This window comes from Nonomuraea montanisoli, from assembly GCF_013363975.1.
Lineage (GTDB): Bacteria > Actinomycetota > Actinomycetes > Streptosporangiales > Streptosporangiaceae > Nonomuraea > Nonomuraea montanisoli.
Window position 1 is genome coordinate 15424 of the sequence record NZ_JABWGN010000009.1, and the last position, 23579, is coordinate 39002.

18 protein-coding genes and 1 tRNA gene are annotated in these 23579 nt (G+C 71.5%); 9 read left to right on the forward strand and 10 right to left on the reverse strand.

What is annotated here, in order from left to right; translation table 11 throughout:
* The first annotated feature begins 80 nt into the window (after positions 1-80).
* Positions 81-764, forward strand: coding sequence for a hypothetical protein (locus HTZ77_RS23380; protein ID WP_175591823.1), 684 nt, complete (start codon positions 81-83; stop codon positions 762-764).
* A 144-nt stretch (positions 765-908) separates the two neighbouring features.
* Here HTZ77_RS23380 and HTZ77_RS23385 read toward each other — a convergent pair whose 3' ends face one another.
* Positions 909-2453 (reverse strand): bis-aminopropyl spermidine synthase family protein, encoded by a 1545-nt coding sequence (locus tag HTZ77_RS23385; RefSeq protein ID WP_235995047.1) that lies wholly within the window; start codon positions 2451-2453, stop codon positions 909-911.
* Between the two features lie 222 nt (positions 2454-2675).
* Here HTZ77_RS23385 and gltB point away from each other — a divergent pair, with 222 nt between their 5' ends.
* Together gltB and HTZ77_RS23395 are read left to right on the forward strand one after the other, a co-directional pair.
* Positions 2676-7184, forward strand: a complete 4509-nt coding sequence (gene gltB / locus HTZ77_RS23390; RefSeq protein WP_175591824.1) for a glutamate synthase large subunit — start codon at positions 2676-2678, stop codon at positions 7182-7184.
* A 14-nt stretch (positions 7185-7198) separates the two neighbouring features.
* Positions 7199-8677, forward strand: a complete 1479-nt coding sequence (locus tag HTZ77_RS23395) for a glutamate synthase subunit beta (RefSeq protein ID WP_175591825.1) — start codon at positions 7199-7201, stop codon at positions 8675-8677.
* 73 nt (positions 8678-8750) lie between these two features.
* On the opposite strand, the gene HTZ77_RS23400 is transcribed toward HTZ77_RS23395, so the two are convergent.
* Positions 8751-9941: a glycoside hydrolase family 16 protein gene (locus tag HTZ77_RS23400; protein ID WP_175591826.1), complete on the reverse strand. Its 1191-nt coding sequence runs from the start codon at positions 9939-9941 to the stop codon at positions 8751-8753.
* A gap of 174 nt (positions 9942-10115) precedes the next feature.
* Between HTZ77_RS23400 and HTZ77_RS23405 the strand changes: the two genes are divergently transcribed.
* The 4 genes from HTZ77_RS23405 (at position 10116) to pyk (ending at position 14971) form a co-directional block, all read left to right on the forward strand.
* Positions 10116-11339 (forward strand): cytochrome P450, encoded by a 1224-nt coding sequence (locus HTZ77_RS23405; protein ID WP_328808721.1) that lies wholly within the window; start codon positions 10116-10118, stop codon positions 11337-11339.
* A 64-nt stretch (positions 11340-11403) separates the two neighbouring features.
* On the forward strand, positions 11404-13158 hold the full coding sequence (locus tag HTZ77_RS23410; protein ID WP_175591827.1) for a S8 family peptidase: 1755 nt from the start codon (positions 11404-11406) through the stop codon (positions 13156-13158).
* Positions 13158-13505, forward strand: coding sequence for a DUF2784 domain-containing protein (locus tag HTZ77_RS23415; RefSeq protein WP_205303391.1), 348 nt, complete (start codon positions 13158-13160; stop codon positions 13503-13505). The genes HTZ77_RS23410 and HTZ77_RS23415 overlap by 1 nt, the downstream gene beginning before the upstream one ends.
* Before the next feature lie 35 nt (positions 13506-13540).
* Positions 13541-14971, forward strand: coding sequence for a pyruvate kinase (gene pyk, locus HTZ77_RS23420; protein WP_175591829.1), 1431 nt, complete (start codon positions 13541-13543; stop codon positions 14969-14971).
* Between the two features lie 478 nt (positions 14972-15449).
* On the opposite strand, the gene dapD is transcribed toward pyk, so the two are convergent.
* The 3 genes from dapD to HTZ77_RS23435 form a co-directional block, all read right to left on the reverse strand.
* On the reverse strand, positions 15450-16412 hold the full coding sequence (gene dapD / locus HTZ77_RS23425; protein WP_328808722.1) for a 2,3,4,5-tetrahydropyridine-2,6-dicarboxylate N-succinyltransferase: 963 nt from the start codon (positions 16410-16412) through the stop codon (positions 15450-15452).
* A gap of 15 nt (positions 16413-16427) precedes the next feature.
* Positions 16428-16847, reverse strand: coding sequence for a pyridoxamine 5'-phosphate oxidase family protein (locus tag HTZ77_RS23430; protein WP_175591831.1), 420 nt, complete (start codon positions 16845-16847; stop codon positions 16428-16430).
* A 229-nt stretch (positions 16848-17076) separates the two neighbouring features.
* Positions 17077-17150 (reverse strand) — tRNA-Leu (locus HTZ77_RS23435).
* Positions 17151-17265: 115 nt separating this feature from the next.
* On the opposite strand from HTZ77_RS23435, the gene HTZ77_RS23440 reads away from it, so the two are divergent.
* Positions 17266-17850 carry an ANTAR domain-containing response regulator gene (locus tag HTZ77_RS23440; RefSeq protein WP_328808723.1) on the forward strand — a complete coding sequence of 195 codons (585 nt, stop codon included), beginning with the start codon at positions 17266-17268 and terminating at the stop codon, positions 17848-17850.
* A 22-nt stretch (positions 17851-17872) separates the two neighbouring features.
* Here HTZ77_RS23440 and HTZ77_RS23445 read toward each other — a convergent pair whose 3' ends face one another.
* Entirely contained in the window at positions 17873-18694 is an 822-nt protein-coding gene (locus tag HTZ77_RS23445; protein WP_205303284.1) for a hypothetical protein, read from the reverse strand.
* A gap of 215 nt (positions 18695-18909) precedes the next feature.
* On the opposite strand from HTZ77_RS23445, the gene HTZ77_RS23450 reads away from it, so the two are divergent.
* A complete protein-coding gene (locus tag HTZ77_RS23450; RefSeq protein WP_175591833.1) occupies positions 18910-20205 on the forward strand; it encodes an ABC transporter substrate-binding protein in 1296 nt (431 codons plus the stop codon).
* Between the two features lie 66 nt (positions 20206-20271).
* Here HTZ77_RS23450 and HTZ77_RS23455 read toward each other — a convergent pair whose 3' ends face one another.
* From HTZ77_RS23455 to HTZ77_RS23470, 4 genes are all read right to left on the reverse strand, one after another.
* On the reverse strand, positions 20272-20682 hold the full coding sequence (locus tag HTZ77_RS23455) for a hypothetical protein (RefSeq protein ID WP_175591834.1): 411 nt from the start codon (positions 20680-20682) through the stop codon (positions 20272-20274).
* Positions 20683-20765: 83 nt separating this feature from the next.
* Entirely contained in the window at positions 20766-21641 is an 876-nt protein-coding gene (locus HTZ77_RS23460; protein WP_175591835.1) for an ABC transporter ATP-binding protein, read from the reverse strand.
* Positions 21638-22594 carry an ABC transporter ATP-binding protein gene (locus HTZ77_RS23465; protein ID WP_175591836.1) on the reverse strand — a complete coding sequence of 319 codons (957 nt, stop codon included), beginning with the start codon at positions 22592-22594 and terminating at the stop codon, positions 21638-21640. The genes HTZ77_RS23460 and HTZ77_RS23465 overlap by 4 nt, the downstream gene beginning before the upstream one ends.
* Positions 22584-23570, reverse strand: coding sequence for a branched-chain amino acid ABC transporter permease (locus HTZ77_RS23470; protein ID WP_175591837.1), 987 nt, complete (start codon positions 23568-23570; stop codon positions 22584-22586). The genes HTZ77_RS23465 and HTZ77_RS23470 overlap by 11 nt, the downstream gene beginning before the upstream one ends.
* Positions 23571-23579 lie beyond the last annotated feature (9 nt).

Here is a 23579-nt window from a genome sequence, read left to right on the forward strand (position 1 = left end):
CTCGAGCGATCGGGGCAGATGCCTGCGAAGCAGGAATGAGGATCACTGAGATTCTCCGAACAGTCCCTACCATGAGCGGTATGGACGATCTCCCGGTGTACGACGTGGTGCTCCTTCCGCCACCGGACGTCAACGCCCGATCCGCCGACCTGAGCCGGAGCTGCGCCGAACCGGCGCCCACGGAGTTCGTCCTGCGCGAGGACGGGCCCTATCCGCACATCTCGCTCTACATGGCCAACCTCACGCCCGGCGACTGCGCCGAGGCGGTCCGGCTGCTGGCCGGCATCGCCGCGCGCACCCCCGCGCTCCACCTGGCGGCCGACCGGTTCGCGGGCAACGAGCACGGCATGTTCGAGCTGTTCTACGTCAAGACGGACGCCGTCACGCGCCTGCAGGAGGACGTCATCGCCGCCGTCGCCCCGCTGCGCACCGGGCTGCGCCGCCTCGACCCGGTGGGCCGGGTGCTCGCCGACCACCGGCTCACCGCCCCGCCGCCCGCCCCCGAAAACCTCGACCGGTACGGCTACGACGAGGTGGGCGAGCTGTTCCGTCCGCACGTCACGATCACCCGGTTCCGGGAACGGGCGTGGCGGCCCGGGGACGGGGCGCTGCCACCGGCCGCGGAGTTCACCGCGACGTACGACACGCTGGCGCTGTGCGTGATGGGCGAGCACGGAACCTGCACGGAGCTGGTGGAGACGTTTGCCCTGGCCGCCGACAGGCGACCGAGCGCGGCCCCCGATCCGGCGCCCGTGGCGCCGTAGCGCGCCGCCACGACTCCTGTCCGGGAACCGGGCCCCCTCGGGAAGAAGGGGCCCGGCGAGCGGTCAAGGGGCCGGGCGTCCAGCCAGACCTTGCTCCCGCCCCACCGATGCCGGAAAAACCTTCACGATCCGCCCGCGCGGCGGTCAGCCGGGAAGCGTGCCGGTCAGCGCGGCCACCGTGGCGGCGACCTCGCCGGGAAGGGCCGACAGCCGGTGCAGCGGCGCCTCCAGCGGCGTCAGGCCCTCGGCCCACGGGGCGGCCTGCCGGATCAGGGCGCGGGCCTCGTTCTTGGTGAGCGTCGTGTCCTGCTCCCTGGCCAGGGCGATGAGCGCCTCGCGCCAGGTGTTGGCCAGCCGTCCGTGGGCGTTGTCGAGGACGCGCCGCAGCACCGCCCGCGCCGCGTCCTCCGGCTGCGGCCGCCGCGCGGCCTCCACGGTCTCGCCCGCGACCGTCGTCGCGTACACCTCGGACAGGAAGCCGGGCAGCGGGCCGGGCGGCGCGGCGAGGACGGCCCGCACGTGCTCGGCCCGGGTGGCCAGGAGCAGGCGCGGCAGCGCCGCCTCCAGGCCGGGCGGCACCGCGACGGCCACCCGGCGGACGGCCGCGGCGTACGGCTTGGCCAGCCACGTGGTGAGCTTGACCCGCGGCTGCGGCAGCTCCTTGGGCCAGTCGCCCACCAGCAGGTCGGCCCCCTCCGCGGCCCCCGCCGGAACCGGGGAGGCAGCGGCCGACTCGACCGACTGCGGGCCCTGCGTGTAGATGGCGGTCGCGAGCCGCTCGACGCGGGCGGCCACCGCGGGCCGCGTGCGGGAGGTGGGCCGCAGCACGTACAGGTCGGCGGCCGAGCCGATGGCCTCCGCGCCGTCGTAGCGGTTGAAATCGGGGTAGATCGCCTCGTTGACCAGGTTGAGCTCGGCCAGCGCCCCCTGCACCTTCAGCGCCAGCGCGGGCGTGCGCTCGCTCGCCCCGTACGCCAGCAGCACCCGCCCGTCGGGCTTGAGCCCCTCCAGGGCGCGCGCCACGAACAGCCCGATCCCCTCCGGCGTGTACGGCGGGTCGGTCAGGGCCAGGTCGTGGTCCAGCGCGGACGGCGGCAGGCCGAGCCGCAGGTCGGCCCAGCGGGTGCGCACCCCGAGGCCCTGGGTGTCGATGTGGCGCAGGATGCGCTCGTCGATGTCGACGACCGTGACGTCCGTCTCGGGGTGGACGAGCTTGACGGCCAGCGAGGTCAGGTCGTGGTCGCCCACGCACAGCAGGCGCGCCCCGGGCAGCCAGAACCGGGCGCCGAGCAGCAGCGCCCGGCGCAGCACGGTCTCGGGCGTGGCCGCGACGTGGTCGAGCGCCTGGCGCGAGCGCGGCCCGGAGGCGACGAACCCGGCCAGCCGCTCCAGCGCGTGCTCGTAGTGGGGCAGCAGGTGGGCGACCGGGTCGGCGGGCGGCGGCGCCATGGCCAGCAGGTCCTGGTAGGCGGGGGAGTCGGCGGGCGGCACCCGGAACCGGTCGCCGGAGCGCTCCAGCCGCACCTCGCGCAGCAGCGCCTCGACCGTGCGCCGGGAGGTGGCGCTGTCGCGCACCAGGTCGGCCAGGGTCCACCACTGGCCGTCGCACAGGAGGGTGAGGGCGTGCCTGAGCCGCCTGCTGTCCACCCCGGCCTCGCTGAGCAGTCGCTCCAGCCCGTCACGGTCCATGACTGCAACCTTATCGGCCCGCGTGCATGGGAATTCGGCCATGGTTTACGGTGTTGCGTCAGTGGAAATGCCCAGCTCCAGATAGGGGCAATGTTCGCAATGCGGACAGAGCGGGCACCATGTGAGATGGGTGCGGTAACCTCTACGCACAACGCAGCAGGGCCAACGTCGTCCCCGCCTGTTGAGCAGTTTCGAACAGACGATGACGACGGGAGGGATTCAATGCCTGCTGCCCGCCTCGGGTTCCCCGAGCCCCAGGGCCTCTACCACCCCGCCAACGAGCATGACGCCTGCGGTGTGGCCATGGTGGCCGACGTCGCCGGCCGCCGTGGGCACGGGATCGTGGTGAAGGCGCTGACGGCCCTGCTCAATCTCGACCACCGGGGGGCCAAGGGTAGCGAGCCGGACACCGGCGACGGAGCCGGCATCCTCACGCAGATCCCCGACGCCTTCCTGCGCGCGAACGTGCCCTTCGAGCTGCCCGAGGCCGGGCGCTACGCCGCCGGCACGGCGTTCCTGCCGGCCGGCGAGGAGGAGCGCGCCGCCGCCGTGCGGCTGATCGAGGAGATCGCGGCCGAGGAGCGCCTGACCGTGCTCGGCTGGCGCGAGGTGCCGGTCGACCGGGCCCTGCCGGGCCCCAGCGCGCGGGCGGTCATGCCGCACTTCGCGCAGCTCTTCGTCGCCGGCCCCGCCGGCGAGTCGGGCGTCGAGCTCGACCGGCTGGCCTTCTGCCTGCGCAAGCGCGCCGAGCACGAGGCCCGCGTCTACTTCCCCTCGCTGAGCGCCCGGACGATCGTCTACAAGGGCATGCTCACCCCGGAGCAGGTCGAGCCGTTCTTCCCCGACCTGAGCGACGAGCGGTACGACACGGCCATCGCGCTGGTCCACTCCCGCTTCTCCACCAACACCTTCCCGAGCTGGCCGCTGGCCCACCCGTACCGCTACATCGCCCACAACGGCGAGATCAACACGGTCAAGGGCAACCGCAACTGGATGCGCGCCCGCGAGGCGATGCTGGCCTCCGCCCACATCCCGGGCGACATCTCGCGGCTCTTCCCGATCTGCGACCCGGACGGCAGCGACACCGCCAGCTTCGACGAGGCCCTGGAGCTGCTGCACATCGGCGGCCGGAGCCTGCCGCACGCGGTGCTCATGATGATCCCCGAGGCGTGGGAGAACCACACCGAGATGGATCCGGCCCGCCGGTCCTTCTACGAGTTCCACTCCTCGATGATGGAGGCGTGGGACGGCCCCGCCTCGATCACCTTCACCGACGGCACGCTGGCCGGCGCCGTCCTCGACCGCAACGGCCTGCGCCCCGGCCGCTTCTGGGTGACCGCCGACGGCCTCGTCGTGCTGGCCTCCGAGGCGGGCGTGCTCGACTTCGCCCCCGGCGACGTGGTCCGCAAGGGCCGCCTGCAGCCCGGCCGGATGTTCCTCATCGACACCGCCCGCGGCAAGATCATCGAGGACGACGAGATCAAGGCCGAGCTCGCCGCCGAGCTGCCGTACGAGGACTGGCTGCACGCCGGCCTGGTCCGCTTCGAGGAGCTGCCCGCCCGCCAGCGGGAGATCCCCACCCACGAGGCGCTGATCAAGCGCCAGCAGACCTTCGGCTACACCGAGGAGGAGCTGCGGATCATCCTGAGCCCGATGGCCAGGACCGGCGCCGAGCCGATCGGATCGATGGGCACCGACACGCCCGTCGCCGTGCTCAGCGAGAAGCCGCGGCTGCTGTTCGACTACTTCACGCAGCTCTTCGCGCAGGTCACCAACCCGCCGCTGGACGCCATCCGTGAGGAGCTGGTCACCTCGCTGGCCAGCGTGCTCGGCCCCGAGGGCAACCTGCTCGACCCCGGCCCCACCTCCTGCCGCCAGCTCGTCCTGCCGTACCCGGTGATCGACAACGACGAGCTCGCAAAGATCATCCACATCAACGACGAGGGCGACCTGCCCGGCTTCCACCCGCACGTCGTCTCGGGCCTCTACCAGGTCTCGGGCGGCGGCGAGGCGCTGCTCCACCGCCTGGAGGAGATCCGCGCCGAGGTGTCCGCGGCGATCGCGGAGGGCGCGCGGATCATCGTGCTGTCCGACCGCGGCTCCTCCGCCGAGCTCGCCCCGATCCCGTCGCTGCTGCTGACCGGCGCGGTCCACCACCACCTGATCCAGGAGAAGACCCGCACCAAGATCGGCCTGGTCATCGAGACCGGCGAGGCCCGCGAGTGCCACCACATGGCGCTGCTCATCGGCTACGGCGCCGGCGCGGTCAACCCGTACCTCGCGATCGAGACCGTCGAGGACCTCGTCGAGACCGGCGTGCTGGCGGGCGACCGGCGCAAGGCCGTCCGCAACCTGATCAAGGCGTACGGCAAGGGCGTCATCAAGGTCATGTCCAAGATGGGCGTGTCGACCGTGGCCTCCTACACCGGCGCGCAGATCTTCGAGGCGCTCGGCCTGAGCCAGGAGGTCATCGACTCCTGCTTCACCGGCACCACCTCCCGGCTCGGCGGCGTCGGCTTCGACGTGCTGGCCCGCGAGGTCGCCGAGCGGCACCGCCACGCCTACCCGCGCGTGCCCAACGCGCACCGCAGCCTCCAGATCGGCGGCGAGTACCAGTGGCGGCGCGAGGGCGAGCCGCACCTGTTCAACCCCGAGACCGTCTTCAAGCTCCAGCACGCCACCAGGACCCGCCGCTACGAGATCTTCAAGGAGTACACCGACCTGGTGGACTCCCAGTCCGAGCGGCTCATGACCCTGCGCGGCCTGTTCAAGCTGAAGTCGGACCGGACGCCGATCCCCATCGAGGAGGTCGAGCCGGTCTCCGAGATCGTCAAGCGGTTCTCCACCGGCGCGATGTCGTACGGCTCGATCTCGCGCGAGGCGCACGAGACGCTCGCCATCGCGATGAACCGCCTGGGCGGCAAGTCCAACACCGGCGAGGGCGGCGAGGACCCCGAGCGCCTGTACGACCCCGAGCGCAGGTCGGCCATCAAGCAGGTGGCCTCCGGCCGCTTCGGCGTCACCAGCGAGTACCTCGTCAACGCCGCCGACCTGCAGATCAAGATGGCCCAGGGCGCCAAGCCCGGCGAGGGCGGCCAGCTTCCCGGCCACAAGGTCTACCCGTGGGTGGCCAAGACCCGGCACTCCACGCCCGGCGTCGGCCTCATCTCGCCGCCGCCGCACCACGACATCTACTCGATCGAGGACCTCGCCCAGCTCATCCACGACCTGAAGAACTCCAACCCCGAGGCGCGCGTGCACGTCAAGCTCGTCGCCGAGGTCGGGGTCGGCACGGTCGCGGCGGGCGTGTCCAAGGCGCACGCCGACGTCGTGCTCATCTCCGGCCACGACGGCGGCACCGGCGCCTCCCCGCTGACCTCGCTCAAGCACGCGGGCGCCCCCTGGGAGCTCGGCCTGGCCGAGACCCAGCAGACGCTGCTGCTCAACGGGCTGCGCGACCGCATCGTCGTGCAGGTCGACGGCCAGCTCAAGACCGGCCGCGACGTCGTCATCGCCGCCCTGCTCGGCGCCGAGGAGTACGGCTTCGCCACCGCTCCGCTCGTCGTGTCCGGCTGCGTGATGATGCGGGTCTGCCACCTCGACACCTGCCCGGTGGGCGTCGCCACGCAGAACCCCGAGCTGCGCAAGCGCTTCAGCGGCAAGCCCGAGTTCGTGGTGAACTTCTTCGAGTTCATCGCCGAGGAGATCCGCGAGTACCTCGCCCAGCTCGGCTTCCGCTCGCTGGAGGAGGCCATCGGCCACGTCGAGCTGCTCGACGTGGCGGCGGCCGAGAACCACTGGAAGGCCAACGGCCTGGACCTGTCGCCGATCCTGCACCGGCCCGAGCTGCCCGAGGGCACCCCGCTGCGCCGCACGGTCGAGCAGGACCACGGGCTGCGGCACGCCCTCGACAACACGCTCATCCAGCTCGCCGAGGGCGCGCTGGAGCACGGCACCCCGGTCACGCTGGAGCTGCCCATCCGCAACGTCAACCGCACGGTCGGCACCATGCTCGGCCACCAGGTGACCAAGCGGTACGGCGGAGCCGGCCTGCCCGACAACACGATCGACATCTCGTTCACCGGCTCGGCCGGCAACTCGCTCGGCGCCTTCCTGCCCCGCGGCGTCACGCTGCGGCTGGCCGGCGACGCCAACGACTACCTCGGCAAGGGCCTGTCCGGCGGCCGCCTCACGGTCCGCCCGCACGACGAGGCGCCGCTCGACGGCCACATCATCGCCGGCAACGTCGCCCTGTACGGCGCGACCTCCGGCGAGGTGTTCGTCCGCGGCGTCGTCGGCGAGCGGTTCTGCGTGCGCAACTCCGGCGCCACCGCGGTCGTCGAGGGCGTCGGCGACCACGGCTGCGAGTACATGACCGGCGGCCGGGTCGTCGTCCTCGGGCCCACCGGCCGCAACTTCGCGGCCGGCATGTCCGGCGGCGTCGCCTACCTGCTCGACCTCCGGCCCGAGCGGGTCAACCGCGAGATGGTGGCCATCGAGCAGCTCACCGAGGAGGACGCCGAGTTCCTGCGCGAGACGGTCGAGAAGCACTTCGCCGAGACCGGCTCGCCGGCGGCCAAGGAGCTGCTCGCCGACTGGCAGTCCGCGCTCGGCCGGTTCGGCAAGGTCATGCCGACCGACTACAAGAGGGTCCTGCGCGCGGCCGAGGCCGCCCGCATCGAGGGCCGCGACGTCGACGAGGCGGTCATGTCCGCTGCGATCAAGGGTTAAGGGAGGCGTAACCGATGGCCGACCCCAAGGGGTTTCTCACGTACGACCGCGAGCTGCCGGCGCGCCGCCCCGTGGACGTCCGCATCAGCGACTGGCAGGAGGTCTACCAGGACTTCCCGCAGGAGAAGCTGACGAAGCAGGCGGCCCGCTGCATGGACTGCGGCATCCCGTTCTGCCACAACGGCTGCCCGCTCGGCAACCTCATCCCCGAGTGGAACGACCTCGTCTACCGCACCGACTGGCGCGAGGCGATCGAGCGGCTGCACGCCACCAACAACTTCCCGGAGTTCACCGGTCGGCTCTGCCCCGCCCCGTGCGAGGCGGCGTGCGTGCTCGGCATCAACTCCGACCCGGTGGCGATCAAGCGGGTCGAGGTCGAGATCATCGACCGGGCGTTCGCCGAGGGCTGGGTGACGCCGCAGCCGCCGGCCCGCAGGACCGGCAAGCGCGTCGCCGTGGTCGGCTCCGGCCCCGCCGGGCTGGCCGCCGCCCAGCAGCTCACCCGCGCCGGGCATGACGTGGTGGTCTTCGAGCGGGCCGACCGCATCGGCGGCCTGCTGCGCTACGGCATCCCCGAGTTCAAGATGGAGAAGCGGCACATCGACCGCCGCCTCGCCCAGATGCGGGCCGAGGGCACCGAGTTCCGCACCGGCGTCAACGTCGGCGTGGACGTCACGGCCGCCCAGCTCCGCGAGCAGTTCGACGCGGTCGTGCTGTCGGGCGGCGCCACCCAGTGGCGCGACCTGCCCGTCACCGGCCGCGAGCTGAACGGCGTCCACCAGGCGATGGAGTACCTGCCGCTGTCCAACAAGGTGCAGGAGGGCGACCTCGCCGAGCCGCCCATCACGGCCGAGGGCAAGCACGTCGTCGTCATCGGCGGCGGCGACACCGGCGCCGACTGCATCGGCACCGCCATCCGCCAGGGCGCGCTCTCGGTCACCCAGCTGGAGATCATGCCGAGGCCGCCGGCGTCGCGGCCGGGCAGCCAGCCGTGGCCGACGTTCCCCATCCTGTTCAAGATGGAGAGCGCGCACGAGGAGCTGGAGGACGGCGCCGGCGACCGCGTCTACGCCGTCTCCACCACCGAGTTCGTCGGCGACGAGGCGGGCAACGTCCGCGCGCTGCGCCTGGTCGAGGTCGAGGGCCCCCAGAACGGCTTCAGGCCCGTCCCCGGCACCGAGCGGGAGATCCCCGCCGAGCTGGTCACCCTCTCCATGGGCTTCGTCGGCCCGGAGAAGGGCTCCCTGCTGGAGGACCTGTCCGAGGTCGCGGGCGACGGTTTCTACGACGCCCGGGGCAACGTCGCGCGCGACAAGACGTACATGTCGAAGGTGGACGGCGTCTTCGTGGCGGGCGACATGGGCCGCGGTCAGTCGCTCATCGTCTGGGCCATCGCCGAGGGCCGGGCCGCCGCCTCCGGCGTCGACCGGTACCTGACGGGCGAGACGGCGCTGCCGTACCCGATCCTGCCGACGGCGCGCCCGCTCGTCTGACGCGCCGCCCCGAACGAGAAGCGCCCGCCCGGAACCCGTTCCGGGCGGGCGCTTCCGGCTTGTCCTGCTCTCGTCAGGCCAGCGGCTTCTGGTAGACCCGTACGTGGTCCACCACGAGCTTGGCCGGGAACACCGTGTTCGCGTCCGGGTCGCCGACCCAGTCGCCGGCGCCGCCCACGGCCAGGTTGAGGATCAGCGTGTGCGCGTGGCGGAAGGACTGCCCCCACGTGGCGCCGGCCTCGGCGGCCGTCAGCGTGCGGGTGACCACGCCGTCCACCGACCACTTGATGGAGCCGTTCGCGCCCGCGTCCCAGTCCACGGCGTAGGTGTGCCAGCCGTCGATGGTCTGCCCGGCGGGCAGCGGGGTGCTGTCGCCCCACTGCCTGTACGGGTCGCCGCCGTGGACGTGCTGCTCGACCAGCGCGGGCTCGTGGCCGCGGGTCTCGACGACGTCGATCTCGCCGCTGAGCGGCCACTCGACCGTGGCGTTGTTCCCGCCGACCGTCCAGAACGCGGGCCACAGGCCCTTGCCCACCGGCGCCCGCATCCGCACCTCGAAGTGGCCGCCCGTCTGCGACCAGGCGGGCAGGCCCTCGTTGTTCTCCCAGTCGAGCATGGTCAGGCGGGCCGCGGCGTACCGGCACGCCTTGTCGCCGCACCTGGCGCCCGGCGTGACGGCGGTGTCGGCGGTGAGCACGAGGTGGCCCTGCCCGTCGAGCTTGGCGTGGTCCATCCTGTACTCGGCGATGCTGCCGGTGCAGGCCGCCTGCCAGCAGGGATCGTTGAACCACACCGGCTTGCTCAAACCGGTGTTGGGGCCGCCGCCCTGGGCGCCGTCGAAGGTCTGCTCGAACGTCACCGGGTTGGGCGCCACGGTGAACGACCTGGCCGGCGTCAGGTTCGTCCACACGCCGCCGGCCAGGTAGGCGACCCGGTAGGTGTAGGTGCCCGCCGGGTAGGCCCGGGGCTCGGTCGTGAACGTCTTCGCGGTGGTGGTGAGGGTGGTCGCGATCGCGCCGGGAAAGTCGACGATCTCGCCCGCGGCGTCGCGTACGGCGACGGTGAGCGCCTCGACGGCCAGCGGCTGCGAGGCGCGGACCTTGGCGGTGGCGGTGAAGGGGCGGTGCTCCACGGGGGAGGCGAGGCTCACGGTCAGGGCGTCGACGGTGACCGTCACGGCCGCCGCCGACGCGGGCGCGGCCGGGGCGACGGCGGTCGTGCCCAGCAGGGCCGCCGCCACCAGTCCGCGTAGGAGAGCGCGCATGTACTGCCTTCCGGAGGGGGAGGTTCGCGATCTTTCTCCCATCCTCTGATCATCTCCGTCAACGCGTTCCCGGATTTTCGGTCACGGCCGTTACGGTGGGTGCCGCCGGGACTTGTCAACCTATCGCTTGGTTGGTTGAGTGGTGACGCACAGCCTCCGGCGAAAGGACGAGCGGTGACGGATCATTCGGTCGGGCACGCCGTCGACCATCCGGTCAACGACGCCATCGATCTCACCAGCGGCGCCTTCTGGGGCCGCGACCCGCACGAGGAGCTGCGCTGGATGCGGGAGAACGCCCCGGTCTACTGGGACGGGAAGGTGTGGGGCGTCGCGTCCTACCGCGACGTCCGCCGGGTCTCCCTGAACCCCCGGGCGTTCTCCAGCGCCCAGGGCATCCGGCCCGACTCCGGCCCGCTCCCCATGATGATCGACATGGACGACCCGGCGCACATGCTGCGCCGCCGGCTCGTCAGCCGGGGCTTCACGCCGCGCCGCGTGGCGGCCCAGGCCGAGCGGATCGGGCAGTTGTGCGACCAGATCCTCGACCGGGTGTGCGAGCGCGGGGAGTGCGACTTCGTCTGGGACATCGCCGCGCCGCTCCCGCTGATCGTCATCGGCGACGCCCTCGGCGTGGCCCCCGAGGACCGTGACGCGCTGATGCGCTGGTCCGACGACATGCTGCGCGGCCTGGTCGGGCAGGCCGACAGCGAGCTGCTCGTCCGGGCCGGCGAGGCGTTCGAGCAGTACGAGGAGTACGCGACCCGGGTGATCGACGACCGGCGCGGCTGCCCCCGCGACGACCTCATCAGCACCCTCGTGCACGCGGAGGTGGACGGCGACCGCCTGGACCGCGACTCGCTGCTGTACGAGTGCCTGCTCATCCTCATCGGCGGCGACGAGACCACCCGCCACGTCCTGTCCGGAGGCGTGTACCAGCTCCTCGTCCACCCCGACCAGCGCCGCGCCCTCGCCGAGGACCTCTCCCGCATCCCGGCGGCGGTCGAGGAGATGCTCCGCTGGGTCTCGCCGATCAAGAACATGAACCGCACCGTCGTCGCGGACACCGAGCTGGGCGGGCAGCACCTGCGCGCGGGCGACCAGGTGCTGCTGCTCTACCCGTCGGCCAACCGCGACGAGACGGTGTTCGCCGACCCGTACCGCTTCGACGTGGCCCGCACCCCGAACGACCACATCGCCTTCGGCTTCGGCAGCCACTTCTGCCTGGGCAACAGCCTGGCCCGGCTGGAGGTCAGGACCATGGTCGAGCGGCTGCTGCGGCGGATGCCCGACCTGGAGCCGGTCGGCGCGGGGGAGCCGGCGTTCCGTCCGGCCAACTTCATCTCCGGCTACGAGTCGATGCCCGTGCGCTTCACCCCGTCGGCACCCGTCGGCGCATGAGTTGCATCCTGCGCCCCGTGCCGGAAGGATGCGAAATCTGCGTATGCGGGCGAATGGGGGAAGAATGCGGGGACTTGTCGCTGGCCTCACGGTGCTCACCACGGCGGCGGCGCTCGCCGCCTGTGCGCCCGCCGGAGCGCCCACTGCCGCGACCGCCGCCGCGCCGATGGCCTCCTACCTCGTCTTCTACGCCGGCGGGCACCAGGGGGACGCCCGCTCCGCCGTGGACCGCGCGGGAGGCAGGGCCGTGGGCGGCGACGCCAGGCTCGGCTACCTGATCGCCGAGGGCGGGGGAGACGCCTTCGTCGGCGCGCTGGGCGACGACCCGGCCGTCGTCGGCGTGTCCACCGACCGGGCGATCGGCTACGCCTCCTCCACCGGCGCCTCCTGGCGCGGCTTCCCCTCGGCCCTGTCCGCCCCCAGGAGCGCCCTCACCGCTCCCGTGGCCTCCTCCGGTTCCTCCGCCTCCTCCGGCTCCTCCGCGGACGGGGCGAGCCGCCTCACGGCGCGGGCCTTCCCCGACGGGCCGTCGATCGCGACCGGCGACTCCTCCGGCGAACCGCTGGCCTCCCGCCAGTGGGACATGCGGATGATCGGCGCCGACAAGGCGCACGCCAAGGCCGGCGGCAACAGGAAGGTGCTCGTCGGCATCATCGACACCGGCGTCGACGGCACCCATCCCGACATCGCCCCGAACTTCGACCGCGCCCTCAGCCGCAACTTCGTCACCGACCGGCCCAAGGACCTGAACGGCGACACCCTCGACGGCCCCTGCGAGGTCAGCGGCTGCAAGGACCCCGTCGACCGCGACGACGACGGCCACGGCACCCACGTCGCCAGCACCATCGGCTCGCCGATCAACGGCATCGGCATCGCCGGCGTGGCCCCCGGCGTCAGCCTGGTCAACATCCGGGCCGGACAGGACTCCGGGTACTTCTTCCTCAAGGCCAGCCTCGACGCGCTCACCTACGCCGGGGACATCGGCGTGGACGTCGTCAACATGAGCTACTACGTGGACCCGTGGCTGTTCAACTGCGCCCACAACAAGGCCGACAGCAAGAAGGAGCAACTGGAGCAGCGCGCCATCGTCACCGGCATGCAGCGCGCCCTCGACTACGCCCGCAAGCGGGGCGTCACGCTGATCTCCGCCCTCGGCAACGGCGCCACCGACCTCGGCAGGCCCAAGCTCGACAAGGACAGCCCCGGCTACCCGCGCGGCGACGAGAAGGTCCGCAAGGTCGACAACTCCTGCATCAACGTGCCCGCCGAGTCCAAGGGCGCCATCTCGATCTCCTCGGTGGGCCCGTCCGGGCGCAAGGCCATCTACAGCGACTACGGGACCGAGCAGACCGACCTGGCGGCGCCCGGCGGCGACACCCTCGACGGCAAGGGCACCTCCGTCGGTCGCGGCATCCTGGCCGCGGCCCCGGAGGCGGCGCTGCGCGCCGCCGGCAAGCTCGACGCCTCGGGCAAGCCCAAGTCCTCCGAGGTCGTCCGCGACTGCTCCAAGGGCCCGTGCTCGTACTACCAGTACATGGAGGGCACCTCCATGGCCGCGCCGCACGCCACCGGCGTCGCGGCCCTGCTCGTCGGCCGCTTCGGCAAGCCCGGCAAGGGCGGACTTCAGCTCGACCCCGCCGAGACGCAGCGGCTGCTCTACGGCACCGCCCGGCACAAGGCGTGCCCGCGGCCCCGCGGCTACGTCTACAAGGTGTACGGCGAGAGCGAGACCCAGACCTGCGAGGGCGGGAAGTCCAAGAACGGCTTCTACGGCCACGGCATCGTGGACGCGCTGAAGGCGGCTACCGTGAAGAGGTGATGTATCGCCTGGTCGCGGACCTGGCGATGGTGGTGCACTTCGCCTTCCTCGCCTACCTCGCCGTGGGCGGGTTCCTCGCCTGGAGGTGGAGGCGGGCGATCTGGGCGCACGTGGCCGTCGTATGCTGGGCACTGCTGTCCGTCCTCGCGGGCGTCGACTGCCCGCTGACGGTTCTGGAAGACTGGGGCCGCCGCGGGGCCGGCCTGCCGGCTCTGCCTCCCAGCGGCTTCATCGACCACTACATCGAGGGAGTCATCTACCCGGAGCAGTACACCGACGTGGTGCGCGCGGCCCTCGCGGCCGTGATCGCGCTGAGCTACGGCGGCTACCTTCTCCGTCGTCCGTGACTGCCAAGTGGTCTGTACCAATTAAGGTAGGACTCGTGACTCGTCGCGCGAAAATCGTCTGCACCCTAGGCCCCGCCACGTCGTCCCCTGAACGCCTGCGCGAGCTGATCTCCGCCGGCATGGACGTGGCCCGGTTCAACCTCAGCCACGGCACCCACGAGGTGCACCGGGAGATCTACGACCGGGTCAGGGAGGTGGCGGCCGACCTCGGCCGCGGCGTAGGCGTGCTCGCCGACCTGCAGGGCCCCAAGATCCGCGTCGGCAAGTTCGAGGAGGGCCCGGTCCGGCTCGGCTTCGGCGACGTCTTCACCATCACCACCGAGGACGTGCCGGGCGACCGCGACCAGGTCTCCACGACGTACAAGGGGCTGCCGGGCGACGTGCGCCCCGGCGACACGATCCTCGTCGACGACGGCCGCCTCGTGCTGGAGGTCACCCGCGTCGACGGCGACCGCGTGATCACCCGCGTGGTCATCGGCGGCATGATCTCCGACAACAAGGGCCTCAACCTGCCGGGCGTCAACGTCAGCGCGCCCGCGCTCACCGACAAGGACGAGGCCGACCTGCGCTGGGCGCTGCGCACGGGCTTCGACATGATCGCCCTGTCGTTCGTCCGCCGCCCCTCCGACGCCGACGTGGTGCGCAACATCATGGAGCAGGAGGCCGTCCGCCTGCCCCTGCTCGCCAAGATCGAGAAGCCGCAGGCGGTCGACCGACTGCCCGAGATCGTCGAGGCGTTCGACGGCATCATGGTCGCCCGCGGCGACCTCGGCGTGGAGCTCCCGCTGGAGCAGGTGCCGATCGTGCAGCGGCGCATCATCGAGCTGTGCCGCGAGAAGGCCCGCCCGGTCATCGTCGCCACCCAGATGCTCGACTCGATGATGAGCGCGCCGCGCCCCACCCGCGCCGAGGCGTCCGACGTCGCCTACGCGGTCATGGACGGCGCCGACGCGGTCATGCTCTCCGGCGAGACCTCGGTCGGCAGCTATCCGATCGAGGCCGTGTCCACCATGGACCGCATCGCGTGCGCCGCCGAGAAGCACTCGCTGCACGCCACCCACACCCTGGAGCGCATGCCCGAGACCACCGGCGGCGCCATCGCCCGGGCCGCCGCCGAGGTCGGCGCCATCGTCGGCGCCAAGGCCCTGGTGGCGTTCACCATGTCGGGTGAGACGGCCCGCCGCCTGGCCCGCTACCGCTCGCCGATCCCGCTGCTCGCCTTCACCTCGGCGCCGCACGTGCGCGGCCAGCTCTCGCTGACGTGGGGCGTGGAGACGTTCCACGTGCCGTTCGTCCACCACACCGACGACATGGTGCGGCAGGTCGAGGCGTCGCTGCTGTCGCTCGGCCGGCTGGAGAAGGGCGACAAGGTCGTCATCGTCGCCGGGTCCCCTCCCGGCACGCCCGGCTCCACCAACGCCCTGCGCGTCCACACCATCGGCTCCGCGGTCTCCCACGCCAACTGACCGCCCCGCCGACTGACCGCCCCACCGGGCCCCGGCCTTCCGGGGCGGCCCGGCCCGAGGCGCGCACCGTCCGGAAGCGCGGCCATGACCGAGGAGAGGCCGGCCGCGCTCCCGCAGGACGACGCGTGGCCGGAGCCTCCCGGCACGCGCGCGATCACCAGCCCGTGGACCCGGCGCCTACCGTAGGGGTACGCGACTGACCGCCTTCGCCGACATCTCCCTGGAGGCCCGGCGCTACGCCGCGGCCGGCGCGAGCGGCGGCGTCACCTGGCGGCGCCGGCGGGTCGTCGAGCGGCGCCAGGAGACGGCCGACGTGGTGTCGCTGCGCGACGCCCGGGCCCGGCTCGTCGCGGCGGGTGTCGCGCCCCGTGACGTCCACTACGACGTCTTCGGCCCCGGCCTGTGGCCGGCGCGCGACTGAGCACGCGTCCGAAGCGAACGGCCGGACCCCATCCGGGGGCCCGGCCGTTCGCCTGCGTCAGTTCTGGTGCAGGGCCGCGTTCAGCTCGATGCCCTGGCCCGTGCGCGGCACCGCCTCGACCGCGCCGGTCCGCGAGTTCCTGCGCAGCAGCAGGCCGTTGCTCCCGGACAGCTCCCTGGCCTTGACCACGCGCCCGTCCGGGAGGCCCACCTTGGTGCCGGCCGTCACGTACAGGCCGGCCTCGACCACGCAGTCGTCGCCCAGCGAGATGCCCACCCCGGCGTTGGCGCCGAGCAGGCAGCGCTCGCCGATGGAGATGACCTCCTTGCCGCCGCCCGAGAGCGTGCCCATGATCGACGCGCCGCCGCCCACGTCGGAGCCGTCGCCCACGACCACGCCGGCCGAGATGCGGCCCTCCACCATCGAGGCGCCCAGCGTGCCGGCGTTGAAGTTCACGAAGCCCTCGTGCATCACCGTCGTGCCACTGGCCAGGTGCGCGCCGAGCCGCACCCGGTCGGCGTCGGCCACGCGGACCCCCGTGGGGAGCACGTAGTCGACCATCCGCGGGAACTTGTCCACCCCGTACACCGTGACCGGGCCCCTCGCCCGCAGCCGCACCCGCGTCTGCTCGAAGCCCTCGACCGCGCACGGCCCGTGGTTGGTCCAGGCCACGTTCGCCAGCACGCCGAACAACCCGTCGAGGTTCAGCCCGTGCGGCCTGACCAGGCGGGCCGACAGCAGGTGCAGCCTGAGGTAGGCGTCGTGGGCGTCCGCGGGCGGCTCGGAGAGCTTGGCGATGCCGGTGCGCACCGCCACCACCTCCACGCCCCGCAGCGGGTCGGGCCCGACCAGGGAGGCGAGGTCGCCGGCCTCGGCGGCGTCGAGCCGCTCGGTGCCGGCCGCGGGCGGCTCGCCCAGCTCGGGGGCCGGGAACCAGGTGTCGAGAACGGTGCCGTCGGCGGCGACGGTGGCCAGGCCGATGCCGTACGCGCCGGTCACGGTGGGGTCGATAGCAGTCACGGGCACAAAATACCGTCACACGGAGCCGAGGTCGGCGGAGAGCCAGTGCTCGGGCCGCATCCGGAACGTCACCAGCGCCCTCGTGTCCGAGCCGCCCACGTAGCCGGGCAGCGCGTCGGCCGCCAGGTACCGGGCCGCGATCAGGGTGAGGTCCTCCGGCGTGGTCGGGCTCGACCCGACGACGGGGCCCTCGACCGACACGTACCGGTAGGTCGGGCTGGACCGCTGGACCAGCAGCGAGAAGCGGCCCGCCTTGCCGATCAGCCGGGCCTTGCGCGAGTCGCCGCCGGTGAGCAGGCACACCTCGCCGCCGGGGCTGTAGGCGTACCAGACGGGCACGACCAGCGGCGCCCGCTCCGTCCCGGCCTCGACCGACAGCGCCGCGATGTGCGGGCCGGCCAGGAACGCCTGCCGCTCGGCCTCGCTCAGCGCCATCGTCCCACCTCCTGCCGGGATACATCACCGCCGCCGACATTCCCTACGCATGTCACATATGCCGCAAGAGCCCCATATCGGTACGTCTCAAGGAGGTTTTACGAAGACTTGGGCCGCTCCCGGCCCGCCCGCGTCACTACCTCTCGTGCGCCCGGACCGTCGTGCGCCTGGCCACGCTCCCCGGAGAACGGCGAAACCGCCCGGCGGTCGCGCCGAGCGGTTCGTCAGGTGCCTCGGGTGGGACTCGAACCCACACTGCGCGGGTTTTGAATCCGCTTCCTCTGCCAATTGGGATACCGAGGCAAAGATCCGGACAAGTCCGGATCAACAGTCTCGCACGGCCAAAGCGTAGCCCAACTCGGCGGCCGGCCAGCACCGACGTGGCTCTAATCTAGCGGACATCTGTACTCTTCTGCTCGTGAGTACGCAGCGGCGAGTGGTGATCGCGGAAGACGAGGCACTGATCCGCCTCGATCTCAAGGAGATGCTCGAGGAGGACGGCTACGTCGTCGTCGGCGAGGCCGGTGACGGTGAGCAGGCCATCAGGCTGGCGGCCGAGCTCAAGCCCGACCTCGTGATCCTCGACGTCAAGATGCCCGTCCTCGACGGCATCTCGGCCGCCGAGCGGATCGCGGCCGACCGGATCGCGCCGTGCCTCATCCTGACCGCCTTCTCCCAGCGCGACCTGGTCGAGCGGGCCAGGGACGCGGGGGCCATGGCCTACCTCGTCAAGCCGTTCACCAAGGCCGACCTCGTGCCCGCCATCGAGATGGCGGTCAGCCGGCACGAGGAGATGGTGGCCCTGAGCGCGGAGGTGTCGAGCCTCTCCGAGCGGCTGGAGACCCGCAAGCTGGTCGAGCGCGCCAAGGGGCTGCTCATGGCGGCCCACGGGTGGAGCGAGCCGCAGGCGTTCCGGTGGATCCAGAAGGCGTCCATGGACCGCCGGCTGAGCATGCGCGAGGTCGCGCAGATCGTCATCGAGGACGCGGCGCCCCGCGCCTGAGGGCCGGGCGCGGCCCGGAGGCTCACTTCTTCAGGCCGCACACCTCCAGCGCGTAGTCGATCAGCTCCTTCTGCCGCTCGGCTGGCGGCTGCACGATGACCACGCGCTCCTCGCCGCCGTCCACCGAGGCCCGCACGGGGAACAGGAACGCCTTCTTGGCCTCGGCGAACGCGTGCGGGTCGCAGCGGCCGGGCGAGAGCGCGATCGGCGCCTCGGCCCGCGCGGCCCCCGCCTCCAGCACCACCAGCGGCCTGGCCCTGCGGGCGGGCGTCACGATGTAGTGGGTCGTGCCGTCCACGGAGCCGACCGCCACCCGGCCCGCCCCGCGCCTGGTCAGCACGAGGGTGCCGCGCATCAGGTCGCCGTCCCGCTTCCAGTCCGGGCCGAAGGCGATGTCGGCGGCCTGCTTGACGAGGAAGGCCGAGCACTCGTCGCGCAGCAGCCGGGCCAGCAGCGGGTCCGGGTGCGGCACCGGGAAGACGACCCTGCGCGGCGGCTCGGAGCCGACGCGGACGCGGGCCGCGACCGTGGCGGGCCGGACCTCCGGCAGCCCCCGGGGCGAGCAGTTCGCCTCACCGAAGGGAATGCGGAGATCGGTGCGCTCGGTGCGCCCGATGGTGGAGTCCTTGCTTTCCGGTGGAAGAGTTTTGAATGACGGCGAGATCAGCTGGACGTCGGTGAAATGTACGGGCGTGTCCGTGGTATTGCGGACAGCGACCTCGATGGCGTGCGCGGGCTCGTCGGAGCGCCATTGGGCCAGGGAGACGGAGACCCCGTAGGGTGGTCGTGACGAGGGTTCGGCCGGTCTGCCGGGGCTGCCGCAACCCGTCAGCACAACCACCATGACCAGGGGGACCCTAAAGTGCTTCACGGCACGCACATTAGGCAACCTTGAGCGGCTCTCGTAAGTTGAGGACTGATTACGACTCCGCATCCAAGTGCCGACAGTTCAGGACGGCATCTGGTTCCGGGCCATGGCGGTTTTGTACGTTTCCGTCATTCGATCGGGAACGTCGGCGGTGCTGACCGGTCCCGGCCTGGAGATGAAGGAGACACTTCATGGTCCGCATTGCTCCCGTGGGGCGGGCGCTGGCAGTCGCCGCTGCCGCCAGCCTCGCTCTTACGGCTTGCGGTGGTGGCAGCGACACCGCCACTCAGCCGTCCGAGTCCGCGGCGGCGCCGTCTTCCGCGGCCCCCGCGGCTAAGGGTGACGGCACGCTCACGCTTGGCACGCTACTGCCGCAGACGGGCTCGCTGGCCTTCCTCGGCCCGCCTGAGACCGCGGGCGTGGACGCTGCGGTCAAGGAGATCAACGAGGCAGGCGGCGTGCTCGGCAAGCCCGTGGTCAAGTACGACACCGACTCGGGTGACACGACCACCAACATCGCCTCGCAGTCGGTCGACAAGCTGCTCGCGCAGAAGGCCGACGCCATCATCGGCGCGGCGTCGTCCTCGGTGTCGGAGTCGGTGATCGACAAGATCACCGGTGCCGGTGTGATCCAGTTCTCGCCCGCCAACACCTCCGACAAGTTCACCACGATCGAGGACAAGGGCCTCTACTTCCGCACGTCCCCGCCGGACAAGCTGCAGGGCCGCGTGCTGGGTGACCTCGTGGTGGCCGACGGCAACGACACGGTCGGCATCCTGGCGATGCAGGACTCCTACGGCACCGGCCTGGCCGACCAGGTCTCCAAGACCATCACCGACTCCGGTGGCCAGGTCGTCGAGCGGGTCGACTACGACCCGAAGGCCGCCGACTTCTCCGCCGACGTGGCGAAGATCAAGGCCAAGAACCCGAAGGGCATCGTGCTCATCGGCTTCGAGGAGACCTCGAAGGTCGTGCAGGAGCTGGTCAAGCAGGGCATGCCCGCCAGCAAGCACAAGTGGTACATGGTCGACGGCAACACCTCCAACACCAACTACGTGAAGATGCCCGCGGGCACCCTCACGGGCGTGAAGGGCACGATCCCGGGCGCCGCGGCTCCGGAGGAGTTCCAGAAGAAGCTCATGGCCACCAACCCGAAGCTCCAGGACTTCAGCTACGGCCCCGAGTCCTACGACGCGACCAACCTGCTGGCGCTGGCCGCCGAGGCCGCCAAGAGCGACGCGGGCACCGACATCGCCAAGAAGCTGGCCGAGGTCAGCAAGGGCGGCGAGAAGTGCAACGACTTCAAGTCGTGCGTGGAGCTGCTGAAGGCCGGCAAGGACATCGACTACGAGGGCGTCAGCGGCCCGGTCGAGTTCAACGACGCCGGTGACCCGGCCGTCGCCACGATCGGCATCTACCAGTACGGCAAGGACAACAAGTACGCCACCAAGGCGCTCGAGTACCGCACCGGCAACATCTCCGGCTGACCGCTCGCGCAAGCCGTCGAAGGGGCCCGGTCCGCACGGACCGGGCCCCGTCGCTGTCCGCCGGGGTCAGGCGCAGCCGGCCTTGATCCGGTCGGTCGCGGCGCGGTACTTCTTCAGCAGCTCCACCTGCCGGGCGCGGGGCACGTCGGCGCGCGACAGCCCCGCCGTCGCGGCCTCGACGTCCTTCACGGCGGGCGCCAGCGAGTCGGGCAGGGAGGGGCCGTACTGCAGCGTGATGCCCCGGGCCTCGGCCAGGCGTCCCAGCACGGCGTCCTCGAAGTACTGGTCGCCCTCCTGCCCCCTGGGCTTCAGCAGGAGGTCGGCGTACCCGATGGCGGAGACGACCCGGGCGCACGGGTCGTCGGTGGGGTCCCCGCCCGTGCTGTACCTGCCGGCCGTGGCGGCGGGCGTGTTCTGGCAGGCGGCGAGGATCGACAGGAGCGGCACGAGCAGCGCGGTCACCACGATTCGTCTCACACCCGTCATTGAAACGGCGAAGGAGCTCCCGTGGGGAGCCCCTTCGCCGTTGTGCGATAACCGTTATGCCGCGAACGCGGCTGTCACGCCTTGGCCAGGGTGCCGAGGTACAGCTCGATCACCTTGGGGTCGTTGGCGAGCTGCCGGCCGGTGCCGGTGTAGGCGTTGCGGCCCTGGTCGAGGACGTAGCCCCGGTGGCAGATCTGCAGGCAGCGCCGGGCGTTCTGCTCGACCATGATGACCGTGACGCCCGCCTTGTTGATCTGCTGGGCCTGGATGAACACCAGGTCCTGCAGCTTGGGCGACAGGCCGGCCGACGGCTCGTCGAGCAGCAGCACCGACGGCTCGGTCATGAGCGCCCGGGCCATGGCCACCATCTGCCGCTCGCCGCCCGACAGGGAGCCGGCGCGCTGCTTGCGCCGCTCCTTGAGCGCGGGGAACAGCTCGGCGACGAACTCGAAGCGCTCCTTGAACTTGCCGGGCACCTGGAAGGCGCCCATCTCGAGGTTCTCCTCGATGGTGAGGCTCGGGAAGACGTTGTTGGTCTGCGGGACGTAGCCCACGCCACGCGAGACCAGCTGGTGCGCCTTCATGTTGGTGATGTCCTCACCCTTGAGCTTCACCGTGCCGCTGCGGATGGTGACGAGCCCGAACATGGCCTTGAGCAGCGTCGACTTGCCGGCGCCGTTGGGGCCGATGATGCCGATCAGCTCGCCCTCGCCGACGTACAGGTCGGAGCCGTTGAGGATGTTGACGCCGGGCAGATAGCCGGCGATCAGCTCGTCGCAGCGCAGCACGGCGCTCTCCGCGCCCTTGAGGTGCGCGCTGCGGTCCGTGACGGCCTGCCGGGACGTCTCGGCCGCCTCGGCGGTCGCGGCCGTCGCAGAGGGGCTCTCGGGGGCCTCGGCGCCCTCCTGAGCGGGCTGCTCGGCCTTCGAGGACTCGGGGACGGTGTTCACTTCTGAGTCTCCTCCTCGATCTCTGCCTCGAGCTCCGCCTCCGCCTCGTGAAGCTGCTCCTGCAGCTCCGTCTCCGACAGCGGCGCGTCGTGGTGCGCGCCCAGGTAGGCGTCGATGACGCGGGGGTCGGACATGATGGTGTCCGGCGGCCCCTCGGCGATCACCGCACCCTGGGCCATGACGATGACCCAGTCGCTGATGTCGCGGACCATGTCCATGTCGTGCTCGACGAACAGCACGGTCATACCCTGCTCGCGCAGGTCCTTCACGTGGCCGAGCAGCGACTGGGTGAGGGCGGGGTTGACGCCGGCCATGGGCTCGTCAAGCATGACCAGCTCGGGCTGCACCATCAGCGCGCGGGCCATCTCCAGCAGCTTGCGCTGGCCGCCCGACAGGGCTCCGGCGAAGTCGTCGCGCTTGGCGGCGAGCTTGAACCTGGTGAGCAGGTCCTCGGCCCGCTCGGTGATCTCGTCCTCCTGGCCGCGCCACAGGTTCGGCAGGAGCGCCCGGAAGAAGCTCTCGCCCTTCTGCTGCTGGGCGCCGAGGCGCATGTTCTCCATGACGGTGAGCCGCGACAGCGCCTTGGTGAGCTGGAAGGTGCGGACCATGCCGGCGCGCGCCACCTTGTGGGCGGGCACGCCGTTCATCGGGCGGCCCTTGAACGTCCACTCGCCGGCGTCGGCGGTGTCGAAGCCGGTGAGCTGGTTGAAGAAGGTCGTCTTGCCGGCGCCGTTCGGGCCGATCAGCGCGGTGATGGAGCCGCGCTGGATCTCGACGTGCTCCACCTCGACGGCGGTCAGGCCGCCGAAGCGGCGCACCACCTTGTCCACCACGAGGATCGGGTCGGGCTTGGGCACGCCGGGGTCGCGGGCGAGGTCCTTGAACGCGGCCAGGGCCGCGGCCTTGCGCTCGGTCGTCGCCGTCACGGGGTTGGTGGTGCTGTCAGCGTGCATCGATTGCAATCTCCCTCTTGTCACCGAAGATGCCCTGTGGCCGGTAGACGAGCAAGAGGATGAGTCCTATGCCGACCAGGAGGAAGCGCACCGGGCCCACCTGGGTGGGCGCCATGAAGGGCAGGTAGCCGGCCTCGACCGCGCCGCTCAGGATGCCGTTGACCAGGACCAGCAGCACCCAGAAGATCATCGAGCCGACGACGGGGCCGAGGACGCGGGCCGCGCCGCCGAGGATGACGATCGTGTACGCGAAGAAGGTGGTCTCGGTGCCGAAGATGTCCGGCTGGACGGAGGCGAAGGCCAGGCCGTAGATGAAACCGCCGAGCGCGCCGATGACGCCGCCGAGGATGAGCGACTGCATCTTGTACGAGAAGACGTTCTTGCCGAGGGCGCGCACCGCGTCCTCGTCCTCGCGGATGGCCTTGAGCACCCGGCCCCACGGGCTCTTCATCAGCAGGTACACGATGAGGCACGACAGGGCGATGAGGATCCAGCCCACGAACAGCACCCAGGTGACCCGGTTGTTGAAGGTGAACCAGCCGAAGCCGTAGTCGCCCTCCGGGAAGGGGTTGAGCGCGTAGAAGCCATCGGAGAAGCCGCGCTGGCCGTCGGAGCCGCCGAAGACGTTCTTGAAGGCCACCGACCGGAAGATGAGCCGGATGATCTCGGCCGCGGCGATCGTGACGATGGCCAGGTAGTCGGCGCGCAGGCGCAGGGTCGGGATGCCGAGGATGATCGCCAGCAGGACGGCGGCCAGCAGGCCGACGCCGATGCCGACCCAGAACGGCAGCCCGAGCACGGTGACGGTGACCGCGAGGCCGTAGCCGGCCACGGCCATGAACGCCGCCTGGCCGAAGTTCAGCAGGCCCGTGTAGCCGAAGTGGACGTTGATGCCGATGGCGGCGAGCGCGTAGAGCACCGTCTCGACGCCGACGGCGGCCTTGACGGTGGTGGAGATGATCGTTACCCAGTCCATGGTTCCCCC

Bases quoted from the DNA above. Each gene is read 5' to 3' on its own strand.
- HTZ77_RS23380 (WP_175591823.1), top strand. From the start codon at position 81: ATGGACGATCTCCCGGTGTACGACGTGGTGCTCCTTCCGCCACCGGAC.
- HTZ77_RS23385 (WP_235995047.1), bottom strand. From the start codon at position 2,453: ATGGACCGTGACGGGCTGGAGCGACTGCTCAGCGAGGCCGGGGTGGAC.
- gltB (WP_175591824.1), top strand. From the start codon at position 2,676: ATGCCTGCTGCCCGCCTCGGGTTCCCCGAGCCCCAGGGCCTCTACCAC.
- HTZ77_RS23395 (WP_175591825.1), top strand. From the start codon at position 7,199: ATGGCCGACCCCAAGGGGTTTCTCACGTACGACCGCGAGCTGCCGGCG.
- HTZ77_RS23400 (WP_175591826.1), bottom strand. From the start codon at position 9,941: ATGCGCGCTCTCCTACGCGGACTGGTGGCGGCGGCCCTGCTGGGCACG.
- HTZ77_RS23410 (WP_175591827.1), top strand. From the start codon at position 11,404: ATGCGGGGACTTGTCGCTGGCCTCACGGTGCTCACCACGGCGGCGGCG.
- HTZ77_RS23415 (WP_205303391.1), top strand. From the start codon at position 13,158: ATGTATCGCCTGGTCGCGGACCTGGCGATGGTGGTGCACTTCGCCTTC.
- HTZ77_RS23430 (WP_175591831.1), bottom strand. From the start codon at position 16,847: ATGGCGCTGAGCGAGGCCGAGCGGCAGGCGTTCCTGGCCGGCCCGCAC.
- HTZ77_RS23445 (WP_205303284.1), bottom strand. From the start codon at position 18,694: ATGGTGGTTGTGCTGACGGGTTGCGGCAGCCCCGGCAGACCGGCCGAA.
- HTZ77_RS23450 (WP_175591833.1), top strand. From the start codon at position 18,910: ATGGTCCGCATTGCTCCCGTGGGGCGGGCGCTGGCAGTCGCCGCTGCC.
- HTZ77_RS23465 (WP_175591836.1), bottom strand. From the start codon at position 22,594: ATGCACGCTGACAGCACCACCAACCCCGTGACGGCGACGACCGAGCGC.
- HTZ77_RS23470 (WP_175591837.1), bottom strand. From the start codon at position 23,570: ATGGACTGGGTAACGATCATCTCCACCACCGTCAAGGCCGCCGTCGGC.